Origin of the sequence: Pseudomonas sp. MWU12-3103b (assembly GCF_023100615.1) — a bacterium.
Classification (GTDB): domain Bacteria; phylum Pseudomonadota; class Gammaproteobacteria; order Pseudomonadales; family Pseudomonadaceae; genus Aquipseudomonas; species Aquipseudomonas putida_A.
Map to the genome: position 1 here is coordinate 177,428 of NZ_JALMEY010000007.1, position 12,804 is coordinate 190,231.

Annotated in this window: 13 protein-coding genes; 8 read left to right on the forward strand and 5 right to left on the reverse strand. The window is 60.6% G+C overall.

Annotation, left to right across the window (positions count from 1 at the left end):
• Positions 1-29: 29 nt before the first annotated feature.
• The 4 genes from groL to M0808_RS13540 form a co-directional block, all read right to left on the reverse strand.
• A complete protein-coding gene (gene groL, locus M0808_RS13525) occupies positions 30-1,676 on the reverse strand; it encodes a chaperonin GroEL (RefSeq protein WP_007964008.1) in 1,647 nt (548 codons plus the stop codon).
• A gap of 51 nt (positions 1,677-1,727) precedes the next feature.
• Complete coding sequence (locus tag M0808_RS13530) at positions 1,728-2,021, reverse strand: co-chaperone GroES (protein ID WP_007916610.1); 294 nt, start codon at positions 2,019-2,021, stop codon at positions 1,728-1,730.
• 258 nt (positions 2,022-2,279) lie between these two features.
• On the reverse strand, positions 2,280-2,756 hold the full coding sequence (locus M0808_RS13535) for an FxsA family protein (RefSeq protein WP_096795133.1): 477 nt from the start codon (positions 2,754-2,756) through the stop codon (positions 2,280-2,282).
• 65 nt (positions 2,757-2,821) lie between these two features.
• A complete protein-coding gene (locus M0808_RS13540) occupies positions 2,822-3,553 on the reverse strand; it encodes a HugZ family protein (protein WP_247841434.1) in 732 nt (243 codons plus the stop codon).
• 164 nt (positions 3,554-3,717) lie between these two features.
• Here M0808_RS13540 and M0808_RS13545 point away from each other — a divergent pair, with 164 nt between their 5' ends.
• Positions 3,718-4,476, forward strand: a complete 759-nt coding sequence (locus M0808_RS13545; protein ID WP_016773416.1) for an SDR family oxidoreductase — start codon at positions 3,718-3,720, stop codon at positions 4,474-4,476.
• Positions 4,477-4,619: 143 nt separating this feature from the next.
• On the opposite strand, the gene apbC is transcribed toward M0808_RS13545, so the two are convergent.
• A complete protein-coding gene (gene apbC / locus M0808_RS13550) occupies positions 4,620-5,714 on the reverse strand; it encodes an iron-sulfur cluster carrier protein ApbC (protein WP_098965355.1) in 1,095 nt (364 codons plus the stop codon).
• Positions 5,715-6,035: 321 nt separating this feature from the next.
• On the opposite strand from apbC, the gene metG reads away from it, so the two are divergent.
• From metG to nth, 7 genes are all read left to right on the forward strand, one after another.
• The gene (metG, locus tag M0808_RS13555; protein WP_108183666.1) at positions 6,036-8,087 is read left to right on the forward strand and encodes a methionine--tRNA ligase; all 2,052 of its coding nucleotides are present in this window, start codon (positions 6,036-6,038) and stop codon (positions 8,085-8,087) included.
• 132 nt (positions 8,088-8,219) lie between these two features.
• Entirely contained in the window at positions 8,220-8,789 is a 570-nt protein-coding gene (locus tag M0808_RS13560) for an Rnf-Nqr domain containing protein (protein WP_247841436.1), read from the forward strand.
• Complete coding sequence (rsxB, locus tag M0808_RS13565; protein ID WP_247841438.1) at positions 8,786-10,000, forward strand: electron transport complex subunit RsxB; 1,215 nt, start codon at positions 8,786-8,788, stop codon at positions 9,998-10,000. Before M0808_RS13560 ends, rsxB begins: the two co-directional genes overlap by 4 nt.
• The gene (locus M0808_RS13570) at positions 9,987-10,970 is read left to right on the forward strand and encodes an RnfABCDGE type electron transport complex subunit D (RefSeq protein WP_247841440.1); all 984 of its coding nucleotides are present in this window, start codon (positions 9,987-9,989) and stop codon (positions 10,968-10,970) included. The genes rsxB and M0808_RS13570 overlap by 14 nt, the downstream gene beginning before the upstream one ends.
• Positions 10,967-11,572 carry an RnfABCDGE type electron transport complex subunit G gene (locus M0808_RS13575; protein WP_210558475.1) on the forward strand — a complete coding sequence of 202 codons (606 nt, stop codon included), beginning with the start codon at positions 10,967-10,969 and terminating at the stop codon, positions 11,570-11,572. The genes M0808_RS13570 and M0808_RS13575 overlap by 4 nt, the downstream gene beginning before the upstream one ends.
• A complete protein-coding gene (locus tag M0808_RS13580; protein ID WP_247841442.1) occupies positions 11,569-12,150 on the forward strand; it encodes an Rnf-Nqr domain containing protein in 582 nt (193 codons plus the stop codon). The genes M0808_RS13575 and M0808_RS13580 overlap by 4 nt, the downstream gene beginning before the upstream one ends.
• Entirely contained in the window at positions 12,147-12,785 is a 639-nt protein-coding gene (gene nth / locus M0808_RS13585) for an endonuclease III (RefSeq protein WP_003227707.1), read from the forward strand. The genes M0808_RS13580 and nth overlap by 4 nt, the downstream gene beginning before the upstream one ends.
• Positions 12,786-12,804 lie beyond the last annotated feature (19 nt).

Below are 12,804 nucleotides of genomic sequence, written 5' to 3' on the forward strand. Positions count from 1 at the left end.
GGGTTTTTCGTTACAGGGGTAAGGCTGGCTTACATCATGCCGCCCATGCCACCCATGCCGCCCATGTCTGGCATACCGCCGCCAGCCGAGCCTTCTTTCTTCGGTGCATCAGCAACAGCCGCTTCGGTGGTCAGGATCAGACCGCCGATCGAGGCTGCAGCTTGCAGAGCGGAACGGGTTACCTTGGTTGGGTCCAGGATGCCCATTTCGATCATGTCGCCGTATTCGCCCGAAGCAGCGTTGTAACCGAAGTTACCTTTGCCGTTCTTCACTTCGTTGACGACTACGCTTGGCTCGTCACCGGAGTTGGCAGCGATCTGGCGCAGCGGCGCTTCAACAGCGCGACGCAGTACAGCGATACCGACGTTCTGGTCAGCGTTGTCGCCGGTCAGTTCGGTCAGGGCTTCCAGAGCACGGATCAGCGCAACGCCACCGCCAGGTACCACGCCTTCTTCAACGGCTGCACGGGTTGCGTGCAGGGCGTCTTCAACGCGGGCCTTCTTCTCTTTCATTTCAACTTCGGAACCAGCGCCAACCTTGATCACTGCAACGCCGCCGGACAGCTTGGCCAGACGCTCTTGCAGTTTTTCACGGTCGTAGTCCGAGGAAGTCTCGGCAACCTGGGCGCGGATCTGAGCGATACGGGCTTCGATGTCGCCTTGTACGCCAGCACCGTCAACGATGATGGTGTTTTCCTTGGACAGGGTCACGCGCTTGGCGTTACCCAGGTGCTCCAGGGTGGTGCTTTCCAGGCTCAGGCCGATCTCTTCGGAGATTACGGTACCGCCGGTCAGAACGGCGATGTCCTGCAGCATGGCCTTGCGACGGTCGCCGAAGCCTGGAGCCTTGACGGCTGCAACCTTGACGATGCCACGCATGTTGTTCACGACCAGAGTCGCCAGGGCTTCGCCTTCAACGTCTTCGGCAACGATCAGCAGTGGACGGCCGGCTTTGGCAACGGCTTCCAGCACTGGCAGCATTTCGCGGATGTTCGAGATCTTTTTGTCGACCAGCAGGATCAGCGGGCCGTCGAGCTCGGCAACCATGGTGTCCGGCTTGTTGACGAAGTACGGGGACAGGTAGCCACGGTCGAACTGCATGCCTTCTACAACCGACAGTTCGTTTTCCAGGCCCGAGCCTTCTTCAACGGTGATCACGCCTTCTTTACCGACTTTTTCCATGGCTTCGGCAATGATGTCGCCGATGGAGTTGTCGGAGTTGGCGGAGATGGTACCTACCTGAGCGATAGCCTTGGTGTCAGCGCATGGCTTGGACAGGGCTTTCAGCTCTTTGACGATCGCGATGGTCGCTTTGTCGATACCGCGCTTCAGGTCCATCGGGTTCATGCCGGCAGCGACGGCTTTCAGGCCTTCGTTGACGATCGATTGAGCCAGAACGGTAGCGGTGGTAGTACCGTCACCAGCGTCATCGTTGGCACGGGAGGCAACGTCTTTGACCAGCTGCGCGCCCATGTTTTCGAAGCGATCTTCGAGTTCGATTTCCTTGGCGACGGAAACGCCGTCCTTGGTGATGGTCGGAGCGCCGAAGCTCTTCTCGAGAATCACGTTACGGCCTTTCGGGCCCAGGGTCGCTTTTACCGCGTCAGCCAGAACGTTGACGCCTTTGAGCATCTTGGAGCGAGCGGCATCGCCGAACTTAACTTCTTTAGCAGCCATGATCGATATTCCTTAAATACTTTGTAGTAACGGGAAAATGAACGGGGGGTATCAGCCTTCGATAACAGCGAGGATTTCGTTCTCGCTCATTACCAGCAGGTCTTCGCCGTCGACTTTCACAGTGTTGCTGCCGGAGTAAGGACCGAACACAACCTTGTCGCCTTCCTTCACGGACAGTGCACGCACTTCACCGTTTTCCAGAGCCTTGCCCGGGCCTACAGCGAGAATCACACCGTGGTTGGCTTTTTCAGCAGCCGAACCTGGCAGGACGATACCGCCAGCGGTTTTCTTTTCTTCTTCGCTGCGACGGATGACGACGCGGTCATGCAGAGGACGAAGCTTCATTGTCGATCTCTCCTAATTGTGGTTTTCATCGGCCGGTGTAGTCCCGGCGGGTTTAACAAATCCGGCCTGCGCCGGTTGCGGTTCGTCGAGCAAACCGCGGAAGTCTGTCCGGCTTGAATGCCGGAAACCTTTCGGTGACCGATACATAAGGGCGCATAAGCTTATTACAAGGGCGGGGGCAGAAAATTTTTCATCAATTGCCCCTTGAATGCCGCGCATAAACAAACGGCACCCGAAGGTGCCGTGTCGAAGCAGGGGTTACTTGCTGTCGCGATGTTCGAACTCGCCTTCGATCACATCACCCTCGCGGCCCAGAGGCTGGCGCGGTGCAGGACCGCCACGGGGTTGCAGGTCGTCGGCGAAGGCCCGCTGACGGATCGCCTGTTCTTCGGCGCGCTGACGCATTTTATTGGCCAGCAGTCGACGGGTGAACGGCAGCAGCATCACCAGACCGACCACGTCGCTGATGAAGCCCGGCAGGATCAACAGGCCACCGGCCAAGGCGAGCATCAAGCCTTCAAGCATGGTCTGTGCGGGCAACTCACCGCGATTCAGGCTTTCACGGGCACGCAGTGCCGTGGCCAGACCGGCGACGCGCAGTACGAACACACCGAACATCGAGCCGAGAATGATCAGCAGCAGGGCCGGGAAAAACCCGATCGCCCCTGCCACTTTGACGAATACGAACAGCTCCAGCACCGGAAACAGCAGAAAGAGCAACAAAAAAGGGCGCATCAAAGATTCCTCAACGCAAGAAATGCCTTGCAGTAAGCCTTAGATGACGTCGCCCTTTCGTGAATTCAAGCGTCAGCCACCGCATTTTTTGGCCAGACCTCGGCGTGAGCCAGAGAAACCAAGGCTTCGCGCACTTGTATCGGCGTATGACAAGGCGCTGGAAACGGCAGCCAATACAGTGCCTGACCGATGCGCAAGTGCATGCCTTCGCTGTCGATTCCGGCCAGTTGCGCCGGTACGGTTTTCGGCAACCCGCTGAGCTCCACGTAGTGGGCAATGGCTTTGGCGTGATCGCTGTTCATGTGCTCGACCATGCTGATTTCAGCCTTGCCGGCAAACGGGTTGGCCAGGGTCAGCTGATCGACCCAGTGAATCGCGCCGAAACCGCCGATGTAGCGGTGACGCACCGGGTTGAGCACCCAGAAATCAAAGTCGTGGGCCTTGTGGTAGTTCTGCGAGTCGGGGAAATACCGGTAATAACGCTCGGCGGCGGCTTCGATGGCAGCCGGGTCTTCGAGCTTCTGCGCTTCGGCCAGATAGGTCAGGCGACCAACGGCCTGCACGTCGTCGGCCTCGCGCTCGCCCACCAGCAGTGAACATTTCGGGTCCTTCTGCAGGTTGTGGGTGTGCTGGGCGATGCGGCTGATCAGGATCAGCGGGCGACCCTGCTCATCCAGGCAATACGGCACCACCGAGCCAAACGGGAAACCCGGCATCGATTTGGAGTGGGTGGACAATACGCCACGGTATTCCTTGAGAAGCAATTCTCGGGCATTCTTGGCCGCTTCAACGCTCAATTTATGACTCCTTAAATAGAATCCGTCGAAAAAACGGACAGGCGCCTGGGGATAAGTCCCGGTCACGCCATCGGGCAATGCTCATGTGCAATCCGGCCATAATCGATTCGGATCGAGCGTCGCCAATAACAAAAACCACTCAGACCGGCTATCGGGGCATGCGAATGCAACTCAACGACAAAGTAATCATTATCACCGGCGGTTGCCAGGGTTTGGGCCGTTCCATGGCCGAGTATTTCGCCGGCAAAGGCGCGAAGCTCGCGTTGGTCGACCTCAATCAGGAAAAACTCGATGACGCGGTCGCAGCCTGCAAGGCCAAAGGCGTCGAGGCGCGCAGCTATCTGTGCAACGTGGCCAATGAAGAACAGGTGGAGCACATGGTCGCGCAGGTTGCCGAAGATTTCGGCGCGATCCATGGCCTGATCAACAACGCCGGGATCCTGCGGGATGGTCTGCTGCTCAAGGTCAAGGACGGCGAAATGACCAAGATGAGTCTGGCCCAGTGGCAGGCGGTAATCGACGTCAACCTGACCGGCGTGTTCCTGTGCACCCGTGAAGTGGCGGCGAAAATGGTCGAGCTGAAGAACAGCGGCGCGATCATCAATATTTCTTCGATCTCCCGTGCCGGTAACGTCGGCCAGACCAACTACTCTGCCGCCAAGGCTGGCGTGGCCGCAGCCACTGTGACCTGGGCCAAGGAACTGGCGCGCTACGGCATTCGCGTGGCAGGCATTGCGCCGGGCTTCATCGAAACCGAGATGACCCTGGGCATGAAGCCGGAAGCGTTGGAGAAGATGACTTCGGGTATCCCGCTCAAGCGCATGGGCAAGCCGGAAGAGATCGCCCATTCGGCGGCGTATATCTTCGAGAACGACTACTACACCGGGCGGATTCTGGAGATGGATGGCGGGTTGCGGATCTGACTGGCAATACAAAAACCAGTGTGGGAGCGGGCTTGCTCGCGAAGGCGGTGGGTCAGACAACATTTTCGTCGACTGACACACCGCCTTCGTCGGAACGCCGCCCGGAGCAAGCCCGCTCCCACAGTTGATTGTGTTTCTGCTTATCAATCGTCACTGATGCTGATGTTAGGCATCGCCGGCGTCGCCGCTTCCTGCAACACAATGCGCGCGCCGACGTGGCGGGCCAGTTCCTGATAGACCATGGCAATCTGGCTGTCCGGTTCGGCGATCACCGTTGGCTTGCCGCCATCGGCCTGCTCGCGGATCAGCATCGACAGCGGCAGCGAGGCCAGCAGTTCGACGCCATATTGGGTCGCCAGCTTTTCGCCACCGCCCTCACCGAACAGATGCTCGGCATGTCCGCAGTTCGAGCAGATGTGCACCGCCATGTTTTCCACCACGCCCAGCACCGGAATGTTGACCTTGCGGAACATTTCCACGCCTTTGCGCGCGTCCAGCAACGCCAGATCCTGCGGGGTAGTGACGATCACCGCACCGGCCACCGGGACTTTCTGCGCCAGGGTCAGTTGGATGTCGCCGGTGCCTGGCGGCATGTCGATCACCAGATAATCCAGGTCACCCCACGCGGTTTGCGTAACCAGTTGCAGCAGTGCGCCGGAGACCATCGGCCCGCGCCAGACCATCGGCGTGTTGTCGTCGGTCAGGAACGCCATCGACATGACTTCGACACCGTGGGCCTTGAGCGGCACGAACCACTTCTGATCCTTGACCTCGGGGCGGGTGCGCTCGGGGATGCCGAACATGATGCCCTGGCTCGGGCCATAGATGTCGGCGTCGAGAATCCCCACCTTGGCGCCTTCACGGGCCAGCGCCAGCGCGAGGTTGGCCGCCGTGGTCGACTTGCCCACACCGCCCTTGCCCGAAGCCACGGCGACCACGTTCTTGACGTTGGCCAGCCCCGGGATCTGCGCCTGGGCCTTGTGCGCGGCGATCACGCTGTTGACCTCGACCTTGGCGATCGTCACCCCATCGAGGTTTTCGATGGCCAGCTGCAGCAACTGTGCCCAGCCGCTCTTGAACAGACCGGCGGCGTAGCCGATTTCCATCTGAACCTTCACGCGGTCGCCATCGATCTCGATGTGCTTCACGCAACCGGCGCTGACCGGGTCCTGGTTCAGGTAGGGGTCGGTGTATTGGCTGAGGACGGCTTCCACCGCTGCGCGAGTGACGGCACTCATGGGCAACTCCGATAACAAGACTGGGAAAAGATGGCGGGTATCGTACGCTGGACGCAGATTTGTGGCGAACTGATTACTTGAGCAAGTCAGCACCTGTGGCGAGGGGATTTATCCCCGATCGGCTGCGCAGCAGTCGCAGAACCATCACCCGCGGTGTACCTGATAGGCCCTGATATCGGGTTTGGGGGCGGCTTCGCCACCCATCGGGGATGAATCCCCTCGCCACAAATGCTCTCAAAGTTCCCAGGTGCACAGGGTGAAAAATATGCGCCAGCGCTTTATAGTGGCCGACCTCCGTTTCATCAAGTAGCGAAGCCCCACATGTCCGAACCACGCAAGATCCTCGTCACCAGCGCCCTGCCCTACGCCAACGGTTCGATTCACCTTGGCCATATGCTGGAATACATCCAGACCGATATGTGGGTGCGCTTCCAGAAGCATCGCGGCAATCAATGCATCTATGTCTGCGCCGACGACGCCCACGGTTCGGCGATCATGCTGCGCGCGGAAAAGGAAGGCATCACCCCGGAACAACTGATCGCCAACGTGCAGGCTGAACACAGCGCCGACTTTGCCGAGTTCCTGGTCGACTTCGACAACTTCCACTCCACTCACGCCGAAGAAAACCGTGAGCTGTCGAGCCAGATCTATCTGAAGCTGCGTGACGCCGGGCACATTGCCCAGCGCTCGATCACCCAGTATTTCGACCCGGAAAAGAAAATGTTCCTGGCCGACCGCTTCATCAAGGGCACCTGCCCGAAATGCGGCACTGAAGACCAGTACGGCGACAACTGCGAAAAATGCGGTGCGACCTACGCCCCGACCGATCTGAAGGATCCGAAGTCGGCGATCTCCGGCGCCACCCCGGTGCTCAAGGATTCCCAGCATTTCTTCTTCAAACTGCCAGACTTCCAGCAGATGCTGCAGACCTGGACCCGCAGCGGCACCTTGCAGGACGCCGTGGCCAACAAGATCGCCGAGTGGCTGGACGCCGGCCTGCAGCAGTGGGACATCTCCCGCGATGCGCCGTACTTCGGTTTCGAGATCCCGGGCGAGCCGGGCAAGTACTTCTACGTGTGGCTGGACGCGCCGATCGGCTACATGGCCAGCTTCAAGAACCTGTGCGACCGCACGCCGGAGCTGGACTTCGACGCGTTCTGGGGCAAGGACTCCACCGCCGAGCTGTACCACTTCATCGGCAAGGACATCGTCAACTTCCACGCCCTGTTCTGGCCTGCCATGCTCGAAGGCGCCGGTTTCCGCAAGCCGACCGGGATCAACGTGCACGGCTACCTGACCGTCAACGGCCAGAAGATGTCCAAGTCCCGTGGCACGTTCATCAAGGCGCGTACCTACCTGGATCACCTGTCGCCGGAATACCTGCGTTACTACTACGCGGCCAAATTGGGCCGTGGTGTCGATGACCTCGACCTGAACCTCGAAGACTTCGTGCAGAAGGTCAACTCCGACCTGGTCGGCAAAGTGGTCAACATCGCCAGCCGTTGCGCCGGTTTCATCCACAAGGGCAACGGCGGCCTGCTGGTCGACAACAATGCCGCGCCAGAGCTGACCGAAGCCTTCCTCGCCGCGGCGCCAAGCATTGCCGACGCCTATGAAGCGCGCGACTTCGCCCGCGCCATGCGTGAAACCATGGCCCTGGCCGACCGCGCCAACGCCTGGATCGCCGACAAGGCCCCATGGTCGTTGAACAAGCAGGAAGGCAAGCAGGATGAAGTCCAGGCGATCTGCGCCACTGGCATCAACCTGTTCCGCCAGCTGGTGATCTTCCTCAAACCGGTGCTGCCGCTGCTGGCCGCCGACGCCGAGGCATTCCTCAACGTCGCCCCGTTGACCTGGAACGACCACACCACGCTGCTGGCCAACCATCAGCTCAATGAGTTCAAGCCGTTGATGACCCGCATCGACCCGGTGAAAGTGCAAGCCATGACCGACGCCTCGAAAGAAGACCTGACCGCCAGCCAGACCGACACCGGTGCCGCCGCGCCTGCGGGCAACGGCGAACTGGCCAAGGATCCGCTGTCGCCGGAAATCGACTTCGACACCTTTGCTGCCGTCGACCTGCGCGTGGCTTTGATCGTCAAGGCTGAACACGTGGAAGGCGCGGACAAGCTGCTGCGCCTGACCCTGGACATCGGTGACGAGCAGCGCAACGTATTTTCCGGGATCAAGAGCGCTTACCCGGACCCGTCGAAACTCGACGGTCGCCTGACCATGATGATCGCCAACCTCAAGCCGCGGAAAATGAAGTTCGGTATTTCCGAAGGCATGGTGATGGCCGCCGGCCCTGGTGGTGAGGAAATCTACCTGCTGAGCCCGGACAGCGGCGCCAAGCCGGGTCAACGCATCAAGTAAGACCCAGCGCTGAAACGATCCCACAGGCATGTTCTGCAGGCCTGTGGGATTTTTCATATCTGGCCCACCCATCGCGGGTGCCGGATAATGCCTAACCTTAAGTGACACTCGCCCGTTGCTGCCGGCAGAATCATGACCGAACTTGCGCTTACGCTGATCAGTGCCGCCCTGCTCAACAACTTCGTGTTGCACTGGCCGCTGGGTGTCGATCCGCTGCTGGCCGGCAGTCGGCGCCAGGTGCATGCGCTGGGGTTGGCGACGGCGTGCCTGATGCTGAGCGTTGGCATCATCGGTTACCTGATCTGGCACTGGCTGCTGGTGCCGCTGCAATTGCAGGCACTGCAGCTGTTTGTATTCTTGCCGCTCAGCGTGCTGCTGATCGCGCCGCTGCTGAAGCTGTTGGCTCGTGCGCTGCCAGACTGGCCGTTCGACGGACTGTGGCCGCTATTGCTGGGTAATGCCGGCGTACTGGGGCTGGCCTTGATCAACGCGCAAAATGATCGCGGCCTGCTGCAAGCAACAGCGCTGAGCCTGGGGGCCGGGCTGGGTTTCTGGCTGGTGCTGAGCCTGTTCAGCGACTTGCGTGAACGCACAGCGGACAACGACATTCCCCTGCCCTTTCGCGGCTTGCCGATCGACCTGATCGGCGCCGGACTGATCGCAGTGATTTTTCTCGGATTCAGTGGACTGATCAAAACATGAGTCTGATTCAACTCATCGATGCCCTCCTGCCGCAGACCCAATGCGGCAAATGCGGCCACCCCGGGTGCAAGCCGTATGCGCAAGGCATCGTCGATGGCGAACCGATCAACAAGTGCCCGCCCGGCGGTGACGAAACCGTCGCCGCCCTGGCTGAACTGTTGAACGTGCCGGTGCTGGAACTGGACGTCAGCCGTGGCTCGGCACCGCCACAAGTGGCGTACATCCGCGAGGCCGAGTGCATCGGCTGCACCAAGTGCATTCAGGCCTGCCCGATCGACGCCATCGTCGGCGCGGCGAAACTGATGCACACCGTACTGATCGACGAATGCACCGGTTGCGACCTGTGCGTGGCGCCGTGCCCGGTGGACTGCATCGAAATGCATCCACTGCCGCTCGGCACCTTGCCGGTGGTCGGTGGCCTGGCTTCCAGCCTTGAAGAACAACGCGCACGCGCGGCCAAACGCGATCATGCGCGCCAGCGGTTTGAACGCCGCAACGCCCGCCTGCAGCGCGAAGAACAGCAGAAACAGGCTGAGCGCGAAGCCCGGGCGCAGCGTGCAGCGCAACCGGCGGTGGCCACCCTCGATCCAGTGCAAGCCGCTCTGGAACGAGTGCGCGCGCAGAAAGCCGCAACCGCCGACGCGGCATTGAAAAAAGCCAAGATCGATGTCGCCATGAGCCGCGCGCAATTGCACAAATCGCTGAAAGCCTTCGGCCATCCGCCGACCTTCGAACAGCAATCGCAACTGATCGTGTTGCAACAGCAGTTCGAAGCCGCCGAACAGGCGTTGGCGAAACTCGAAAGCAGCGCCGCCACCGCTCCAGCCGCTGCGGCCCCGGTTCCGGCGAAAGACGCCGACCTGAAACGGGCGAAAATCCAGTTGGCGATGCGGCGCGCCGAATTGAAAAAGGCCCAGACCGCCGAAGCGCCAGCCGAGCAAATTGCCACGCTGGAACAGGCACTGCGTGATGCCGAGCAAGCCCTTCACGCCGCCGAGACGGCGAGCGAGCAGCCTGCGCCTGACCTGGTGCGGGTGGAAAAGCGCCCGATCGACAATCAGCTCCGCCAGTTGAAAACCGAACTGGCCTACGCCCGCGCCGACCTGAACAAACTCGAACGCCGCGCCGACACGCCGGGCGAAGTCCTCGACAAGGCCCGCGCTCGCCTGCAGGCCGCCGAGCGTCAGGTGCAAGATCATGTCGCCCCGTGAAGCACCGGATGATCGCCTGCAACAGGCGATGAAGCGGGTGCTGCTGGCCACGCTGCCGGGGCTGTTGGCGTTGTTCTGGTTCTACGGCTGGGGCGTGTTGATCAACCTGATCCTGGCGGCGAGCACCGCGCTGCTGATCGAGGCCGGCGTCGCCCGCCTGCGCCGACAGCCACTGCAACCAACGCTCAGCGATGGCAGCGCACTGGTCAGCGCAACACTGCTGGCCGCCGCCATGCCACCTTATTGCCCATGGTGGCTGACAGTTACGGCGGTGGCTTCGGGCCTGCTGTTCGGCAAACATTTATACGGTGGCATCGGCAAGAATCCGTTCAATCCGGCCATGCTCGGTTTCGCCCTGGCGATGCTGCTGTTCCCGCAGCCAATGACCCACTGGCCGGCGCATGGCATGAGTCTGCAGGCCGCTTTTGCACAGGTCCTGAATCTGGGTCAGGCCCCGGATGCCTGGGTTCAAGCCACCGCGCTGGACAGCCTGCGCATCAACAAAAGTCTGACCATGGATGAATTGTTCGCGGCCAATCCGGCGTTCGGCCGTTTCGGTGGACGCGGCGTGGAGTGGATCAATCTGGCGTTTCTCGCCGGTGGACTGTTTTTATTGCAGCGCCGGGTGATTGCCTGGCAAGCGCCAGTTGGCATGCTGACCAGCCTGTTTGTCGTCAGCCTGCTCTGTTGGAACGGTGCGGGCTCGGATTCCCACGGCTCGCCGCTGTTTCATCTGCTGAGCGGCGCGACCATGCTCGGTGCCTTTTTCATCATTACCGAACCGGTATCCGGCGCCAAAAGTTCGCTGGCCCGACTGCTGTTCGGCGTGGGTGTCGGCTTGCTGACCTACCTGATCCGCACCTGGGGTGGCTACCCGGACGGTGTCGCGTTTGCCGTGTTGCTGATGAATCTGTGTGTACCGGCTCTGGAACGTTTTGCCGCTGCCCGCCAGACGCAGGTGCAATCATGAGCCGCGCAGCTGCTTTCGTGGCGCTTGTGCTGCTGGCCGGTGCCGGTCTCGGCCTGACCTATGTCGTGCAGCGCGCCAGTGCGCCGCAGATTGCCAGCGAGCAACGCCTGCTCGACAGCCGCAAATTGCTGGATCTACTCGCGACCGATGCCTACGACAATCAGCCGCTGGAGCAGCCGCTGGCGCTGACTGATACAACGTTGAGCCACAGCACGCTGCTGGCTGGTTACCGCGCAAGCAAATCCGGTCAGCCAGTGGCAGTGTTGTTGCGCACCCAGACCGAGGGCTATGCCGGCGCTATCGAACTGCTGATCGCCATCGATGCCAACGGCAGACTGCTGGGGGTAAAAACCCTGCGGCACAACGAAACCCCGGCGCTCGGCGGACTTATCGGCGACTGGCCGAACCAATGGCTGGCGACTTTTACCGGTAAATCACGCAACGCACCTGACGACGCAGGCTGGGCGCTGAAAAAAGATCAGGGACAGTTCGATCAACTGGCCGGGGCAACCGTCACTTCCCGGGCCACCGTCAATGCCATTCATGACGCCCTGCGTTACTTTGATGAGCACCGCGCAACCTTGCTGGGGAGCGGATCATGATCCGGCCAACGAATCTGACAAACACGTTGATGCTGATGCTGCTGCTTGGCACCAGCGCGACATTGGCTGGCGCGCTGGGCATGCTGTTGATGTCGAGCGTTGTGGTGGTGGTTTACGGCGCATGCATCGGCCCGCTGCGCTCACGGTTGTCTGGCAACAACCTGATGCTGGCCAGTCTGCTGCTGGCCGCCACCCTGACCAGTTGCGCCAATATCCTCGCGCAGCGCTGGGCGTTGCAGTGGCAACAGTCAATCGGAATCTATGCCGGGCTGATCGCCTTGCAATGCGTAGTGCTGGAATACAATGGATTCTTTCGTCAGGCATTTGGCCTGCGCCTGACGTTTTTTGGCCTGTCGAGCGGGCTGCTACTGGCGCTGGCGGTACTGCGTGAACTGTTCGGTCAGGGCCACATCGGCCGTGGCCTGTCGGAACACTGGCAAGGCCTGGTTCTGCTCAGCGACGGGCTGCACTTGCTCACCCTGGTTCCCGGCGCCTTCATCGTGCTCGGACTACTGCTCGCCGCCCGCCAGGCCTGGACCCGCTCGACCGCTCTCTCCAAGGAAACACATCACCCATGAATGCCGCCAAACGTCTGGAAATTTTCCGCAGACTTCATGAAGACAATCCCGAGCCGAAGACCGAGCTGGCCTATTCCTCACCGTTCGAGTTGTTGATCGCGGTCATTCTTTCGGCGCAGTCAACCGACGTCGGCGTCAACAAGGCTACGGCCAAACTGTTCCCGGTGGCCAATACCCCGGCGGCGATCCACGCGCTGGGCGTCGAAGGGCTGTCCGAATACATCAAGACCATCGGCCTCTATAACAGCAAAGCGAAAAACGTGATCGAGACCTGTCGTATGCTGGTCGAGTTGCACAATGGCGAAGTCCCGCAGACGCGTGAAGAACTGGAAGCGCTGCCCGGCGTCGGTCGCAAGACGGCCAACGTGGTCCTCAATACCGCTTTTCGGCAACTGACCATGGCGGTCGACACGCACATTTTTCGCGTGAGCAACCGCACCGGCATTGCCCCGGGTAAAAATGTGGTTGAAGTGGAAAAGAAGCTGATGAAGTTTGTGCCAAAAGACTACCTGCTGGACTCCCACCACTGGCTGATTCTGCACGGTCGCTATGTGTGCCTGGCGCGCAAGCCACGCTGTGGCAGCTGCCGCATCGAAGATTTGTGTGAGTACAAACACAAAACCTCGGACGATTGATTGGCTATTGGAATAATTG